The 15,480-nt window shown below is 59.2% G+C and carries 14 protein-coding genes; 6 read left to right on the forward strand and 8 right to left on the reverse strand.

What is annotated here, in order from left to right; all coding sequences use genetic code 11:
• Positions 1-168: 168 nt before the first annotated feature.
• The 4 genes from ACUNV4_RS18590 to ACUNV4_RS18605 form a co-directional block, all read right to left on the reverse strand.
• The gene (locus ACUNV4_RS18590) at positions 169-1,008 is read right to left on the reverse strand and encodes a cobalamin-binding protein (RefSeq protein WP_430880098.1); all 840 of its coding nucleotides are present in this window, start codon (positions 1,006-1,008) and stop codon (positions 169-171) included.
• 20 nt (positions 1,009-1,028) lie between these two features.
• Complete coding sequence (locus tag ACUNV4_RS18595) at positions 1,029-1,481, reverse strand: hypothetical protein (protein ID WP_430880099.1); 453 nt, start codon at positions 1,479-1,481, stop codon at positions 1,029-1,031.
• Positions 1,482-1,570: 89 nt separating this feature from the next.
• On the reverse strand, positions 1,571-2,323 hold the full coding sequence (locus tag ACUNV4_RS18600) for a hypothetical protein (RefSeq protein WP_430880100.1): 753 nt from the start codon (positions 2,321-2,323) through the stop codon (positions 1,571-1,573).
• Positions 2,320-3,282, reverse strand: a complete 963-nt coding sequence (locus ACUNV4_RS18605) for a hypothetical protein (RefSeq protein ID WP_430880101.1) — start codon at positions 3,280-3,282, stop codon at positions 2,320-2,322. Before ACUNV4_RS18605 ends, ACUNV4_RS18600 begins: the two co-directional genes overlap by 4 nt.
• 375 nt (positions 3,283-3,657) lie before the next feature.
• Here ACUNV4_RS18605 and ACUNV4_RS18610 point away from each other — a divergent pair, with 375 nt between their 5' ends.
• Positions 3,658-4,347: a zinc metallopeptidase gene (locus ACUNV4_RS18610; RefSeq protein ID WP_430880102.1), complete on the forward strand. Its 690-nt coding sequence runs from the start codon at positions 3,658-3,660 to the stop codon at positions 4,345-4,347.
• A 95-nt stretch (positions 4,348-4,442) separates the two neighbouring features.
• Here the strand turns inward: ACUNV4_RS18610 and ACUNV4_RS18615 are convergent, their stop codons facing one another.
• From ACUNV4_RS18615 to ACUNV4_RS18625, 3 genes are all read right to left on the reverse strand, one after another.
• The gene (locus ACUNV4_RS18615) at positions 4,443-5,633 is read right to left on the reverse strand and encodes a S8 family peptidase (protein ID WP_430880103.1); all 1,191 of its coding nucleotides are present in this window, start codon (positions 5,631-5,633) and stop codon (positions 4,443-4,445) included.
• A gap of 209 nt (positions 5,634-5,842) precedes the next feature.
• The gene (gene pncA / locus ACUNV4_RS18620; RefSeq protein ID WP_430880104.1) at positions 5,843-6,595 is read right to left on the reverse strand and encodes a bifunctional nicotinamidase/pyrazinamidase; all 753 of its coding nucleotides are present in this window, start codon (positions 6,593-6,595) and stop codon (positions 5,843-5,845) included.
• A 418-nt stretch (positions 6,596-7,013) separates the two neighbouring features.
• Positions 7,014-8,522 carry a hypothetical protein gene (locus tag ACUNV4_RS18625; protein WP_430880105.1) on the reverse strand — a complete coding sequence of 503 codons (1,509 nt, stop codon included), beginning with the start codon at positions 8,520-8,522 and terminating at the stop codon, positions 7,014-7,016.
• Positions 8,523-8,769: 247 nt separating this feature from the next.
• Between ACUNV4_RS18625 and ACUNV4_RS18630 the strand changes: the two genes are divergently transcribed.
• Positions 8,770-10,257: a glycosyltransferase family 61 protein gene (locus ACUNV4_RS18630; RefSeq protein ID WP_430880106.1), complete on the forward strand. Its 1,488-nt coding sequence runs from the start codon at positions 8,770-8,772 to the stop codon at positions 10,255-10,257.
• Positions 10,258-10,377: 120 nt separating this feature from the next.
• On the opposite strand, the gene radC is transcribed toward ACUNV4_RS18630, so the two are convergent.
• Positions 10,378-11,052, reverse strand: coding sequence for a RadC family protein (gene radC, locus ACUNV4_RS18635; RefSeq protein ID WP_430880107.1), 675 nt, complete (start codon positions 11,050-11,052; stop codon positions 10,378-10,380).
• 146 nt (positions 11,053-11,198) lie between these two features.
• Between radC and coaBC the strand changes: the two genes are divergently transcribed.
• From coaBC to argB, 4 genes are all read left to right on the forward strand, one after another.
• On the forward strand, positions 11,199-12,500 hold the full coding sequence (gene coaBC, locus ACUNV4_RS18640) for a bifunctional phosphopantothenoylcysteine decarboxylase/phosphopantothenate--cysteine ligase CoaBC (RefSeq protein WP_430880108.1): 1,302 nt from the start codon (positions 11,199-11,201) through the stop codon (positions 12,498-12,500).
• The gene (dut, locus tag ACUNV4_RS18645; protein WP_430880109.1) at positions 12,497-12,952 is read left to right on the forward strand and encodes a dUTP diphosphatase; all 456 of its coding nucleotides are present in this window, start codon (positions 12,497-12,499) and stop codon (positions 12,950-12,952) included. Before coaBC ends, dut begins: the two co-directional genes overlap by 4 nt.
• Positions 12,953-13,032: 80 nt before the next feature.
• Positions 13,033-14,415 carry a phosphomannomutase/phosphoglucomutase gene (locus tag ACUNV4_RS18650; protein ID WP_430880110.1) on the forward strand — a complete coding sequence of 461 codons (1,383 nt, stop codon included), beginning with the start codon at positions 13,033-13,035 and terminating at the stop codon, positions 14,413-14,415.
• A gap of 28 nt (positions 14,416-14,443) precedes the next feature.
• Positions 14,444-15,349, forward strand: a complete 906-nt coding sequence (gene argB, locus ACUNV4_RS18655; RefSeq protein WP_430880111.1) for an acetylglutamate kinase — start codon at positions 14,444-14,446, stop codon at positions 15,347-15,349.
• The last annotated feature ends 131 nt before the right edge of the window (positions 15,350-15,480 follow it).

Below are 15,480 nucleotides of genomic sequence, written 5' to 3' on the forward strand. Positions count from 1 at the left end.
TGCCTGTGCCTGTGCCTGTGCCTGTGCCTGTGCCTGTGCCTGTGCCTGTGCCTGTGCCTGTGCCTGTGCCTGTGCCTGATCAGCTCCGAGCGGACAGGCTTGACCGGCAGAAAAATCAGAAATGACTCAACAGCGCGCTTGTCAGACTCACTCCAGCTGTCGCTGGCGTCACGTTCTCGAAGAAGGTGCGTCGTAGAAGTCCATCATGATCCGATGCAAGTGTTCGAGACCATCGCTCAGAGCGGCCGGACCGGGCTGCAGGATATTGGCCGACTTGATTTCATGCAGACGCCCCTGTTTCACGGCATCGATGCGATCCCAGCCGGCACGCCCGGCCACCTTGTCAGGCCGAAACTTCTTGCCGCACCAGGAACCGATGATGATCTGCGGATTCGCATCGATCACGCGCTGCGGATCGGCAATGATACGGTCCTTGCCAAGTGACATCCGGCCCAGCTCCGCAAAGCAGTCCTGACCACCGGCAACGTCGATCAATTCGGAGACCCAGCGAATGGCAGAGATCATCGGCTCGTCCCATTCCTCGAAATACACGCGCGGACGGGCACGCTGCGGATGCGCCTGCAGGCACCGGTTTGTCTTCGCCTCGATAGCGGACATCCGAGCCGCATACCGGGCGACCAATGCCTGACCACGCTCGGCTGCACCCACCATGGCGGACAGGGTGAGAATCATGTCCAGAATCTGCGCAATGGAACGCTGGTTCATGACCAGAACATTCACGCCCCGGCGAATCAGCTCAGCAGCGATGTCCGCCTGCAGGTCGGAGAATCCGATGACCAGATCAGGTTCAAGCTCTAGAATGCGCTCGTATCTGGCCGACGTGAAGGCAGATACCTTGGGCTCTTCTCGCCGAGCCTGCGCCGGCCTGACCGTGAAACCGGAAATACCGACAATCCGGTCCTGCTCCCCCAGCAGATAAAGAAGCTCCGTGGTCTCTTCCGTCAGACAGACAATGCGCTCGGGATAATGAGCCTTGAAGGCGGTCACGCCATCGTGATTGGCGGCATCTACTGCGACACCGGTTCAGGCAGACTGATGACCAGGAGATCACCGGTCTGTTCGAAGATCAATTGATGGCTGGTGACACCCGCCAGAGTTGTCGTATCGTCAACGACCCCACCCACATCGAAGCGCCGTTCATCCGCGGTTACCACATAGGAAGGCTCGGCAGCCGAGACCAGCACCACGGGACTACCGAACAGATTCTCCAGCGTCACCAGAGCTTCTGTCTCCGGCATCGGCAATGCATCCAGTATTGCATTATCAATATTGCCGACAGTATCGGCTGTTTCTTCAGTCAATGCCGAAGAGGCGGTTTGCTGCCCACCAGTTCCCTCCGGCATCGCCTCTTCACTGGCCAAGTCTTCAGGCAGGTCGTCGGCCTTGAAGGCCTCCATGACGCGATCCGTCACGATCAGGCCGAAAGCCAGTACGCCCAGTACTATCAGGATTCTGTTCACTTTCCGTGGCCTCGGCGATGCCTGCGATCCGGTTGTATCGTCATTTTCCGAAGATGTGCTTTTGGAGTTCATCGAATCGCCTGTCCAGTTCAGAAAGTGTCGTAACCGGGTATATCCGTAACCCAGCGGATCGGTTTCGACAGGGTCGCCTGGTCGGCCGCAGGTTTGCCTTCATCGGCGATGTCAGCCAGCATTTCGTCGGAACCCACATCAATGACCACCTCTGATGCCTTCTGGTCGACGCTATTGGCGGTACTGTCAATACCGGCGACAGCTGCCTCCATGGTCGGCTCCACGTCGGGCTCGATACCCTGTCTGGCTCCATTGTCTGCCAGGGTCCGGGTTATCAAACCGCTGACGCGCTTGACGAAGACAGGGTGTCCGGCAACCCGCACGGCATCGGCTCGTATCTCGATGTCGTTGCCGGGCGCCAGTTGTTCAAACAGGGAGCTCTTGAATTCTTCGCTCAATTCGTCACTGACGACGGCAATGGACACTTTGCTGCTGTTGTCGCTTCCGGTAGCCCGCAGGGTCCTGCCATCAAGGTCGAACAGGACCGGATGATTCGCCGATAGCTCCACCAGTGTCTGTTCCAGACTGCCACCGAACCGCCCGGAAACCGACATGTCGAGCGCGCCATCCAGCACCACCTCTCGTCCCGAGAGTTGCGCAAGCTGCTTCACCACCAGGGACATGGGCGCATCCCTGACCCAGAGACTGATCTCCGGCACCGTACTCGCAGATGGATCTGCATCGACATTGCCGTTGTCTGCCAGAACCGGCCCCCCTGCCAATGCCGTGCAGCAGAGCAATCCCAGCAGACCGGGTAGCCGCACCTTCATGACTGCTTCTGCCGCTTGAGCGTCAATACCACACCGCGTCGAGGCATGACTTCATCGAACAGTTGTGGCGCCCAGCATCCCTCTTCGAGGATCCTGTCATGCTCCAGACCGGAGAACAACAGGGCTTCCTTGACCCGATTGGCTCGCCCCAGTGCCAGCAGACTGTTGCCATTGGAGATTCTGGTGTCGCCGTGGCTGCAACCGATGACTGACAGCACATCCGTATCCGGGTCCATTTCTGCCACGTATCGCTCGATGATGCTCTTGTTGACATCGCCGAGGCGAAGGGAATCGTTGGGGAATACCAGAATGCTCTGATCGACATCCTCATAGCCTGCAAACAACTCACGATAGTTGGATGCCATGGTTTCGTAGATGTTCTGCTTGATCACCCGAGGTTCTTCACGATTGAACCAGTCCAGCGCACCGGTTTCCGGTGGCGCCAGCACATCATCGATGCCCGGCCCGTCATAGGGCTTGAACGCAACCGCACTGTACTCGCTGTCCGGCACGTCGAAGATATCGTCGTCCAGGTTGATCGCCCTCTCGCGGGTGCCACGAATGATCTGCTCACTTGTCGGCACTGTCTTGTCGGCCACTACATCGTATTGCCGCTCTACCGACAGTTGCCCCACCGACAGCACATACAGATCCTGCTCCCCTTCCTCGGAGTTGATCTGTCTGATTTCCGGCGTGACCCGGTTGAGACCCTCATGGCCAGCGACTCGCTCGACCTTGTAGCCTCGTTCGCGCAGTTCGCTTTCAATCTGACGTTCGAAGCGGGAGCGCGGAGGCGCCACCTGGACGGTCGCCATCAGTGGATTCAGATGTGGAAACTGTGCCAGAGAATTGACGAGGTTTTCCGCGATGAGGTCATAGTCGGGTCGTGGCTCCTTGTCCCAGGGGGCATTCAGCCCCAACGTACTGCAAGCCGTCAGTCCAGGCAGCAGGAATGACAACAGAAGGATTTTCCGAATTCGGGCATTCACCATTGCAGAAGACTTGAATCTGACCATCGTCACTGGGTTCTCTCATTGGTTTTCCGGCTTGTAAGTGGCAACTTGCCGGCAATCAACTAGCCTGCCTGGTGACAGGGCTGCACCCTCAACAATAGCCGTTTAGATCAGCAAACGGCACCGCTTAAAGCCATGACAGAGGATGTCATGCCAAAACTTAACGGTTTTGTAATTGACTTTGACGTAAGACGTCAGAATAACGTCATCAATCCCGAAAAGACTGATGACACGCCAATGCCGACATGTTCTTGACGAATTCGTTTATCGTGACGATGAGCGATCGACATTCCTGAATTCGCACTTCGCAATCACGCAAACATGGCCGTTCTATTACTGCTCCTGCTCATCGCCACGCTCATCGTCGGACCGCAACTCTGGATACGATGGATCTTTCTGCGTTATTCCGCCGAACTGCCCGATATCCCCGGCACCGGTGCGGAACTGGCTCGACATCTGTTGCAACGCTTTGAGATTCAAGGCGTGGTTGTCGAGGAGACCGATCCGCAGCGCGATCACTTTGATGCCTCAACGCCTGCCATCAGGCTCTCGCCCAGGAACTATCACGATCGATCGCTGACGGCCATCGCTGTGGCCACCCATGAACTCGGACACGCCATACAGTGGCACAGAAAGGAAGCCGTATTCCGTCTGCGCCAGCGCTATATCCCTCTGGCCCTGAAATTCCAGCGCGCCGGAATTCTGATGCTGTCCCTCTCCCCGGTCTTCGGCCTGCTGACGCGCAGTCCGACCGGCGTACTCCTGCCCGTGGTCGGTGGCGTACTGGCGGCATTGTGTGGGGCGGCCACCTATCTGATCGTGCTTCCGGAAGAATGGGATGCCAGTTTCAACAAGGCCATGCCGATACTGGTTGACGGCGACTACATCGGCGAACAACAGCATCATGCCGTGAAGTCCATCCTCCGAGCGGCGGCCCTGACCTATGCTGCAGGTGCCCTCGCCTCTTTATTGCAAGTCTGGCGCTGGCTGCCATTATTGTTGCGTCGCTGAACGGCAGCGTCCTGTCGACACTCCTGATCGCCAGTCTCGCACGGATACCAGCAGTCAGACAGTCCGGGCTTCATGCAATTGAGTTCGGACTCACATCAGAGCAATGGCGCCTGCACCATACCGGTTCCGACATCCTGGATGGCTGTGCCGGCAGCCAGGGATTCGGTCACACCACTGGCCACGACACGCGCCATCAGACGGGCACCATCAACAGCGGCATGACTGTCCAGCTGGCGCTGAGCCCACAGGGCCGCAATACCGGCCACATGCGGCGTTGCCATACTGGTTCCACTCTTCGAACCCAGGCCACCTCCGGGAATCGCACTCACGACATCCACGCCTGGTGCGGCGACATCCACCTGCTTGTTGGAGAATGAGGCTACCGCAAAGCCACCATCTCGCTCTTCCAACGCCGCAACCGAAACCACGCCTGTACCTGCTGCGGGGGGAGCCACGGCAATCTCATAGCTTGGTCGCCTGCTCTCATTACCCGCAGCTGCAACGACCAGACATCCCTGGCCGAACTGACCCTGCGCTCGAATGAACGAAGACAGCTCCGTGAACATGTTGACATTCGCGCGATACGCTTCCAGTGCCATCGAGGTGGCCGGACGCACATCCAGACCCGCCTCTTCCGTCAGATACTGCACGAAACCGGGAAAATCGATTCCCAGAGACATCGAGATGACATGTGCCCCTTCGTTCACGGCCCATTGCATGGCCTGGGCTATGGTTCCGGAGGAGTTACCACCCTCACCGAGCACCTTGCCGATCAGTGCCCGCTGCACACCGGGAGCCACCCCGATCCGAAGCCCATCAATGCTACGCCCGAACACCGTACCGGCGCAGTGAGTGCCGTGTCCGTTGGTATCGTCAGGCCCTTCACTGGTGAAATTCCGGTGTACCAGATCCACACCCTGAAACGCCGGATGATCGGGATCGATACCGGTGTCGAGCACGGCCACGGTCACGCCCGAGCCATCGAAAGGCGACTGCGAAGCCGCCGTGGCCTCCACACCCCAGGTCAACGGCACGCGATGATCCGTGCTGATGTCATCCTCGGAAGCCACCGGCTGAATCAGGGTCATCGGCATCAAGGGAGCGATGGCACGAGTGCTTGGGTCACGCCGTAGGTCATCGATATCCGAGGCCGTCAGCGCGGTTTCCTCCACCTCCAGCTGCACCGGGTCGTCGGTCATCAATTCCGCACCTCTGACCCTGATATTGTCCAGGGTCGGAACAATCCGATGTCTGGAGCGGATCACGACATACTCTTCAAGGTTCATGCTTGGCCTCCATGGACACAGAACGCGTCACGTCGATTCCAGAGAACAGCGGGAACGTGCCTGCACACGCCCCGCTGCAGCATCCTGAAGTGTCTCTTCATTGGCCGGAAAATGCACTCAGTCTTTGGTATGAGGCTCATACCGGACAGGCAAGCCCCGCCATGCGCACGGTGGTATCACCGTACACCTTCATGCCTGGCAGACCGTGGTCAGACGATATCGGAGGAACGAATGCGTGCCACACCTGCATCAGTCATGGCTTTCCAGGCCGCCGCGACCGAACCATCGAGATCGATTCCCCGACACGCATCCTCCACCACGGACACGCTCAGACCGGCGGCCGCAGCATCCTGTGCAGACCAGCTGACGCAGAAGTCCGTAGCCAGGCCGCAGACATAGACCTTGCTCAGACCCCGCTCCTGCAGATAGCCGGTGAGGCCTGTTTTCGTGCTGCCATCGGCCTCCACGAAGGTCGAATAGCTGTCCACCTCGCTGTGATAGCCCTTGCGAATGATCAACTGTGCATGCGGAATGTCCAGTCCGTCGGCCAACTGTGCATCCGTGGAGCCCTGCACGCAATGATCCGGCCACAGTACCTGAGTGCCATAGGGCATCTCGATGGTCTCGAACGGCTGTTTTTCCTGATGGCTCGATGCAAACGAGGCATGGCCAGGCGTGTGCCAGTCCTGGGTAAAGACCACGTTGTCGAACTTGCGACCCAGCTCGTTGATGATCGGGATGACCTGATCACCGTCCGAAACCGGCAAGGTACCACCGGGCAGAAAACAGTTCTGCACGTCGATGACCAGCAGAACGGCGTCGGCACCGGGCTCGATGTTCGCCGCAGCCAGGTGACGCATGCCCAGCGGCAGGCTGGCCGCGGCAACCCCGGCCATCTGCAGGAATCGCCGCCGACTCTTCGCTACAGCAGGCCCTGCCTTCCCATCATTCATGAGTTTCATTTCACCATCCGGTATCGGTTGAGTAGACCGTTCAAACCGTATACGCATTTTCGCGCAGACTCAACCGCGACTTCATGTGAAATCGCCTGATGCCAAACGACTTGCAATGCAAGGTGTCCGGCAATACCGACCCTCTGGCAGACGGGTCTCGGCACCGCGCACCATCCTTGTGCAATCGCGGTGGCGAAGAAACATGCCGGCAGTGATTCAGATACCCAGCCACGCAGAAACTCGGTAACTCGGTAACTCGGTAACTCGGTAACTCGGTAACTCAGTAACTCAGTAACTCAGTAACTCAGCTCACCACTCAAGGGTCAGACATGCATTTCACGCGATCACACAACACCACAGCACTTGTTGCAGTGATCGATCAGGAATTGGCCTTACCGATGACGACGAGTTCGAGTTGCAGCGAAAGCTAGCCGGCCCGGAGGCGATTCAGTCGAGCCTTGCCGGCAAAGACAGCACTCAATGCCAACAGTAGCAGCCAGGACAGCGCACCACTCTTGCTGGTGCTGCCACCCTCAGACTCGACGTCAGGCTTGGCTTCGGCTTCAGGCTCCACTTCAGGCTCAGGTTCCGGGGTCACCTCTGGCGTTTCCTCCTCAACCACCGGTGGCTCCTCCGGCGCATTCTGCGCATCGATGTTCGCTTGCCAGTTGCTGCAGAAGCTCTCGTTGCCGGACAGCATGAGCCTCGGTGCCAATTCGGAGGCCACTTCGGCATACACTTGCAGCGGATCACTTTCCGCATCGCTGCTGATGATGACGGTGATCTCATCGGCGGTCAGCAAGTCGGCTGGTATGACTGACTGGTGCCTCGTCTCGGCATTCCAACCACCACTGGCCTGGCTCAATGCCACCATGATTTCCGGCTGCTGGCCTTCTTCCCCGGCACCCTCCTGCCAGTCAGCATGTGATCCCAGCGCATGATGAATGCTACCGTTCGACGCCTGATCTCCGGTCGTGTACTCGATCACGGCGCTGCTGGCCTGCGGCACGAGCGACAGATCAAATTTCATCAGAATGGAGGAATCGGAGTCATTGACGCTCAGATACTCCCCGGCGGTATAGTCGCTGCCGGAATCTGTCGGGTCCACTGACACCACGGCACTTGCCGGCAAGGCCAGGCGATTGTCCACACATTGATTGCTCTCGTTCTCCATCCATGAAGGATCGGCGACGAACAGATTCTCCCGCACCACAGGAACCTCTGGCTCCGGCTCGGGATCCGGTGTTTCCGGTTCGGGTTCCGGCTCTTCGGGCCCACCGACCTCATCCGGATCGACAACCGTGCCATCGCCCTGAACGACGCTTGACGGCTTCCAGCGGTTACCGGCACTTTCGCTGAAATTGACATCGTCGTAACGATACAGGACCACTCTGTCGATCGCGTGCCCGATGGAGCGACCCGAGATCTCCATGGTGTGATCACCCTCTGAAAAGTACTGACGGATCGGTACACTCACATGATCAACGGTTCGTGTGGCCCAGGCCCATCGGCCCAAGGTATTGGTAAAGGCCTTTGTCCACCCGTCCAGAGCCTCTTCCTCGGGAACATCCTGGCCGGTGGCCAGACGCATCCAGGAATCATTGGCTTCGGTATTGCTGTCACCTTCGGCTATCTGGCTGCGCCAGCGGATTTCATAGTTGCCGGCTGTCTGTATGCGAAAGTGATAGGTGATGTTACCTTTACCGGCCGACGAGGACGCAAAGGAGTTCGGTCCTGACCACTCGAAGTATCCGGTACCCAGGTGGCCCTCCAGATCGGTCTTCAGCACCCACCCGTCGACGGGCTCAGCATCCTCGACCTCGAACACGACTACCCCGTCTTCTTCGAGATACGTATGGTTCGGGTCTGCACTGGCAGCTCCGGCGACAGTGCCGCAAAGCATCAGTGTTAAAGCCTTGGCAGATCGGTAATGCATTCTCGGGTTCCATGTGTGAAGCTGGAGGACTCTTCAGGACTTAACGGCAGGTAACGGCGGTTTCCGTAGGTGCTCTGCATCACACCTCGACCATCAACGGTGAGATAACCCACTGGCTCAGGCCTTGTCATGCTCTGGCAACGGATGGTGGATCACGCCACCTCGTGCACAATGAGACCGATGGGAATGCAAATTGCACCGCTTTTCACGAATAGCGAGTCCATCCCATCCTTGTGGAACGATAGTGATGTCTGCAGTTGCCTCCGAGAACACTCAGCCAGGGTTCGACAACGCCGAGAACACGGGCTTCACGCTCGAATCGGCACTGGAGGCTCTGAAAGATGCTCGGCGGCTCGGCCTACCCGATGACACACCACTCGACTGGTGCAAACGTCTGGCGCCCGGCTGCACGAAAAACCCCGGCGCCCTGACAGCGCTGGTTCACTATTTTCTGCAGACCGGCGATGATGCCAATGCGGTGTACTTCACCAGGCTGATACTGCGCATCTTTCCCGCCAAGGGGGTCGGCTATCGTCTGTTCGGCGAGATCCTGAAAGCCCGGGGCGAGCAACACGACGCCAGCATCTGCATGCGTTATGCCTTGCCTCAGTCCATTGTCGATGAACATTTCAATGTGCCGGCCGAACGCAGAATCGACAGCCATGAGGCGGACAGTGCCGATATTCAGCGGGTCAGCGTGTTCGACGCCTCCCGCGTGGAACTGCAGCAACCCATCCGCGTCGAGTCCGCGGTAATCAGACAGTTCTCCGACAGTGTCTATCGCGCACGTGAGGCCTACACCGCCATCCTGCCGGACGGCAGACTCTGGTTTGACGGATTCCTGACAGCGGTCTGGGACCGCCGGGATCGCCTGATCATGGATATCAGCAAGGGGAACGCCGAGTTGGTCGACAGTCGGCGCGAAACACACACGCCTGTACGGATCAACGGACGAGTGGCCCTGATCGGCAACCGCAACGCCAAGAACTACTATCACTGGATGAACGATGTCCTGCCATCGCTGGAACTGATTCGCCGAGCAGGCATCCCCCTGGACAGCATCGACCGCTTTGTCGTGAATCCGTTGACCTGCCAGTTCCAGCACGAGACGCTGGCACATTTCGGTATCGATGAAAGCCGCCTGCACACGATACGCGATGGCGAATTCATCGCGGCCGACGAACTGATCGTTCCCCGCTACGGCAGCAACTCGCTGGGAGCGTCTCAAGGCCGGTGGAACCCCGACTTTCTGCGCAAGGAATTTGCTCCTGCTCAGCCACCGGCACAGACCCGAAAGCTCTACATCTCGCGTGGCACCAGTGGCTCACGCAGCGTACGAAACGAAACCGAACTGCAGGACGTACTGGCGCAGCGCGGCTTTGAAATCGTGTCCACCGATGGCATGAGCATCATCGAACAGGCCGCCCTGTTCAGTCAGGCCAGCGTGGTCATCGGGCCTCATGGTGCAGGCTTTTCCAACATCGCCTTCTGCGGCCCCGGGACCCGGATACTCGAGATGTTCAGCAGTCACTTCCAGCCCTGCTTCTGGTCGATTGCCTCAGCCTTGAACTTCACCTATGCCGCCCTGTACTGTGATGACTCGGAATATGCCGATGGCGTGCCACTGGAAACCAGCCTGCTGGAAAAACCGCGGGAACATCGCGAAGCCGGATTTCGGGTAAACCCGCAACAGCTGGCCGAGGCGCTCGACAAGCTGGACACCCACAGCGACTAGCGTCTCGGCAGGTCGCGTACTGCGATGCCTGCCTGCGACTGTCGACTGAATCAGGCAACAAGCACCGCGGAACGTTCCCTGGAGAAGCCGTTCAACACCCGGAGGAGTCCGGCTTCCCGCCTACATCAACCCCCGCTCCGCCAATGATGTCTGCACACCCTGACCGATGATCAGGTGATCCAGCACGCGCACATCGATCAGGGCCAGGGCATCCACCAGCTTGCGCGTCAGGCGTACATCGGTATCCGAGGGTTCGGCCACGCCGCTGGGATGGTTATGCGCAAAGATCACTGCGGCGGCATTGCTCGACAGACAACGCTTGACCACTTCCCGCGGATAGACGGCCGCGCTGTCTATGGTGCCGCGAAACAGCTCGCGGTATTCGATGACCCGGTGCCGGTTGTCGAGAAACAGCCCGCAGAACACCTCGTGACCCAACCCCGTCAGGTGCAACGACAGATACTGGCGAACGTGTTCCGGGGAGCTCAGTACATCGCCCTGCATCGTGGTCTCGAACACATGTCGTCGGCTGATTTCCAGTGCAGCCTGCAGGACGCTGTAGCGAGCATCCCCCAGTCCGCGGGTCTGGCAGAAACAGTGTCGTTCCGCCATGAGCAGTGCGCTGAGCCCGCCGAAGCTCTGCAAGGCATCGCGGGCCACTTGCACGGCGGAGTGCCCGGCAGTACCTGTCTGAATGAATATGGCCAGCAGTTCGGCATCGCTCAGCGAACCGACACCATGGTGCAGCAGTTTCTCGCGCGGCCGCTCGGTTTGCGGCCAGTCCCTTATCGCCATGATCAGCATCCTTGTGATCGTTGAATTGTCGTTGCAGTAAATCACAAGCCGAGCAGTGGAACCATCGTCTCGGCCTGCCGATATGCTGTTCTGTGAAGCCCTCCACACACGTCGACGACACGTACAAACTGATACCATTGGCACCCATGTCAGCACTCAACAACAAGAAGATACTCCTCGGTGTCACCGGGGGAATCGCCGCCTACAAGAGCGCCATCCTGGCCCGCCGTCTGATCGACGAAGGTGCCACCGTGCGGGTGGTCATGACGCAGGGGGCTCAGGCATTCATCCAGCCCCTGACCTTTCAGGCCCTCACCGGTAACCCGGTGCATACCGACCTGCTGGACCCCGCTGCCGAGGCGGCCATGGGCCATATCGAACTGGCACGCTGGCCCGACGCCATCCTGATTGCACCGGCCAGCGCCAACACACTGGCGCGTCTGACCCACGGTCTGGCCGACGACCTGCTCAGCACGCTGTGCCTGGCCACCGATGTCCCCGTGCATGTCGCCCCCGCCATGAACCGGCTGATGTGGCTCAATGCTGCCACCCAGGCCAACTGCCAGACGCTGGCGGCGCGTGGAGTGCGGCTCTTCGGCCCCGGCAACGGCTTGCAGGCCTGCGGCGAAACCGGGTCGGGACGCATGCTGGAGCCTGAGGAGATTCGCGACCACCTGATGGCGGCAATGCAGGAATCCGTCGCCGCACCGCAGTCGGAATCGTTGTCCAGCTCGATGCCTGCATCCGAGATGGCAAACTCCGCGAACGGCTCCGGGGAATTTCTGGGCGGCAAACACATCCTGATCACCGCTGGTCCGACCCGGGAGGCCATCGACCCGGTGCGCTACATCAGCAACCACAGCTCCGGCAAGATGGGATTTGCCCTGGCCGAGGCAGCCAGACTGGCCGGTGCCAGAGTGACTCTGGTGGCAGGCCCCGTCAACTTGCAGGCCGATCCGGCCATCAAGCGCATCGATGTCGTCTCGGCCAATGACATGCTGGAGGCCGTCATGAACGAAGTTGGCAGCGCCGATGTGTTCATCTCGGTGGCCGCTGTCTCCGATTACCGCCTGGAACAGGTCATGGATCAGAAGATCAAGAAAAGTGCTGAGCAGATGACGCTGTCACTGGTTCGCAATCCCGATATCCTGCACAGCGTCTCTGCATTGCCCAAGCGACCCTTCGTGGTTGGCTTCGCCGCCGAAACCGAACAGGTCGAAGCCCATGCTCGTGGCAAGATGGCACGAAAATCACTGGACATGATCGCAGCCAATCATGTGGGCCAGCCCGGCAATCCGGTATTCGGCAGCGATACCAATGCACTGGATGTCTTCTGGCCAGCCGACGATGGCCATGCGCATGTTCCAGCGGCCGACAAACAGGCGGTTGCCCGCTCCCTGCTGAATCTCGTTTCTCGCCGACTACAGGCTCACCAGAACGCTCAATGAACAGTGTTGACTACACCATCGTCGATCCTCGCATCGGCGACACCATTGCATTACCCGAATATGCCAGTGCTGGTAGTGCAGGCCTGGATCTGCGCGCCTGCGTCGAGCAGACTCTGACGTTGCAGCCCGGCGCTACCGAGCTGTTGCCGACGGGGCTGTGCATTCATATTGCCGACCCCGGCTATGCCGGTCTGATCCTGCCGCGCTCCGGCCTCGGCCACAAGCACGGAATCGTGCTGGGCAATCTGGTCGGGCTCATCGACTCCGACTACCAGGGGCAACTGTTTGTCTCCTGCTGGAACCGCGGCAGCGAGCCATTCGATATCGAGGTGGGTACACGCATTGCCCAGCTGGTGATCGTGCCGGTTGCACAGGTCAGGTTCAACCGGGTCGAGAGTTTCGACGCCAGCTCACGCGGCGACGGGGGCTTCGGTTCTACCGGCAAACAATGATTCACGACAACCCGGACGTCGCAATGCGGTCCGACAAATACTGCAGTGACGCTGAAACAGCCATTCAAGGACTCTGAAACATGAATATTTCATCCGCCATTTTCCGTGCCTACGACATCCGTGGCGTCGTCACCGATACGCTGACACCGGCAGCTGTCGAACAGATCGGGCGTGCCTTCGGCAGCGAATGCCATGAACGACAGATCGATACGGTCGTTGTCGCCCGGGATGGTCGCCTCTCCGGCCCCGACCTGATATCGGCACTGAGCAAGGGTATCCAGAGTACAGGCGTCGATGTCATCAACATCGGCATGGTACCGACACCTGTCTTGTACTTTGCCACCTATCACCTGAACACCGGGACCGGCATCATGGTCACGGGCAGTCACAACCCTCCCGAGTACAACGGCCTGAAGATGGTATTGAGCGGCGATGCGCTGTTCGGCGACGGCATCACCGCCTTGCACACGCGCCTGGTGGACGGCAATCTGCATGACAGTGACCAGCCTGGCACCCTGAGCGAACAGGATATCCTGCAGGACTATCTGGATCGCATTCTGGGGGACGTCAAACTGGCCCGTCCCATGAGCATTGCCTTCGACTGCGGCAACGGCGTGGCAGGCGCTGCGGCTCCGCAACTGTTTGACGGTCTCGGCTGCAAGAGCGCAGCGCTGTTCACCGAGGTTGATGGGAGCTTTCCCAATCACCACCCCGATCCGGCCAAACTGGAAAACCTGGAAGATCTCATCAAACTGGTCAGGGACGAAAAGCACGAAGTCGGCCTGGCCTTCGATGGTGACGGTGACCGCGTGGGTGTCGTCGACGATCAGGGCAATGTGATCTGGCCGGATCGACAGATGGTGCTGTTTGCACGCGACATTCTGGAGCGCAACCCGGGTGCCCGCATCATCTATGACGTCAAATGCTCCAAGATTCTGCCAGCGGCCATCAGCGACGCCGGCGGTGAACCGGACATGTGGAAGACCGGTCACTCTTTCATCAAGGCGCGCATCAAGGAAACCGGCGCCCTGCTCGGCGGCGAGATGAGTGGTCACATGTTCTTCAAGGAGCGCTGGTACGGTTTTGACGATGCCCTGTATGCCGCAGCCCGTCTGCTGGAAATCCTGTCCAGAACCGACAAGCCGGCCAGCGAGATCTTCGGCGCCATTCCCAACAGCATCAATACACCGGAGCTGAATGTGACTCTCGATCAGGATGGTGCACAGCACGCCTTCATCGAGAAATTCATTGCCGGCACCGACTTCGACGGTGCCGAGCTCACCACCATCGATGGCGTGCGTGCCGACTACCCCGACGGCTGGGGTCTGGTGCGCGCCTCCAATACCACGCCTTCGCTGGTCATCCGCTTCGAGGCAGATACTCAGGAAGCCATGGAACGCATCCAGGGCAAGTTCCGCAGAGCCATGCAGGCCACTGACAGCAGTGTTGCCATTCCATTCTGACTTGTGACTCGAACCGACAAGACCTCTGATGAGTGACGTAAAAGACACCAATGCTCTGGCCGATGGCCGCAGCGCTGCCGAGACAGCCCAGGTACTGAACGAAGCCCTGCCCTACCTGCAGCGTTACACCGGCCAGACCGTCGTCATCAAGTATGGCGGCAACGCCATGACCGACGAGAAGCTGCAGCGTTCGTTTGCGCAGAACGTCGTGATGATGAAACAGGTGGGCATCAACCCGGTCGTGGTACACGGCGGTGGACCACAGATCGGCCAGATGCTGAACCGTCTGGCCATCGAGAGCCAGTTCATCGATGGCATGCGCGTCACCGATGCTGCCACCATGGAAGTGGTCGAAATGGTGCTCGGTGGTCTGGTCAACAAGAATATCGTCTCACTGCTCAATCAGGTCGGCGGCCGGGCCATCGGGCTCACTGGCAAGGACGCCAGTCTGATCGAAGCCACGCCGATGCACTTGCCGGGCAAACCGGAAGTGTCTCTGGGCTACGTGGGTGAAGTGGTCAATATCCGTACCGGCGTTCTGAATCGCCTCATGGACAACGACATCATTCCGGTCATTGCTCCCATCGGTACGGACAAGCAGGGCGCCAGTTACAACATCAATGCAGACCTGGTGGCCAGCAGCATTGCCATTGCCCTGAATGCATCACGTCTTCTGCTGCTGACCAATACGCCGGGCATCCTGGATAGTCAGGGGGAGCTGCTGACAGGACTGACCCCCAGTGCCATCGCTGCCCTGATCAATGACGGGACACTGCACGGCGGCATGCTACCCAAGGTGCAATGTGCGCTGGATGCCGTGGCTGCCGGTGTACGCAGTGTGGTCATCATCGATGGCCGAGTCGAACACGCCGTCCTTCTGGAGCTCTTCACCGATCAGGGGATGGGTACGCTGATCCACGACAACCAGATCTGATGTTGACAGATCCAGGCCGGGGTTCGTGACCCAATGCGCATTCAGGAATGATTGCCGGGAATGCCCCTCGCCTCCCGGCGTCGACTGTCGCGCAATGATTTCCGGATGAATCATGCAGCAAATGCCGGGAA

It is taken from the genome of Granulosicoccus sp. 3-233 (assembly GCF_052681095.1).

Bases quoted from the DNA above. Each gene is read 5' to 3' on its own strand.
- pncA (WP_430880104.1), bottom strand. From the start codon at position 6,595: ATGAAACTCATGAATGATGGGAAGGCAGGGCCTGCTGTAGCGAAGAGT.
- ACUNV4_RS18610 (WP_430880102.1), top strand. From the start codon at position 3,658: ATGGCCGTTCTATTACTGCTCCTGCTCATCGCCACGCTCATCGTCGGA.
- dut (WP_430880109.1), top strand. From the start codon at position 12,497: ATGAACAGTGTTGACTACACCATCGTCGATCCTCGCATCGGCGACACC.
- ACUNV4_RS18615 (WP_430880103.1), bottom strand. From the start codon at position 5,633: ATGAACCTTGAAGAGTATGTCGTGATCCGCTCCAGACATCGGATTGTT.
- coaBC (WP_430880108.1), top strand. From the start codon at position 11,199: ATGTCAGCACTCAACAACAAGAAGATACTCCTCGGTGTCACCGGGGGA.
- radC (WP_430880107.1), bottom strand. From the start codon at position 11,052: ATGGCGATAAGGGACTGGCCGCAAACCGAGCGGCCGCGCGAGAAACTG.
- ACUNV4_RS18650 (WP_430880110.1), top strand. From the start codon at position 13,033: ATGAATATTTCATCCGCCATTTTCCGTGCCTACGACATCCGTGGCGTC.
- ACUNV4_RS18600 (WP_430880100.1), bottom strand. From the start codon at position 2,323: ATGAAGGTGCGGCTACCCGGTCTGCTGGGATTGCTCTGCTGCACGGCA.
- ACUNV4_RS18625 (WP_430880105.1), bottom strand. From the start codon at position 8,522: ATGCATTACCGATCTGCCAAGGCTTTAACACTGATGCTTTGCGGCACT.
- argB (WP_430880111.1), top strand. From the start codon at position 14,444: ATGAGTGACGTAAAAGACACCAATGCTCTGGCCGATGGCCGCAGCGCT.
- ACUNV4_RS18630 (WP_430880106.1), top strand. From the start codon at position 8,770: ATGTCTGCAGTTGCCTCCGAGAACACTCAGCCAGGGTTCGACAACGCC.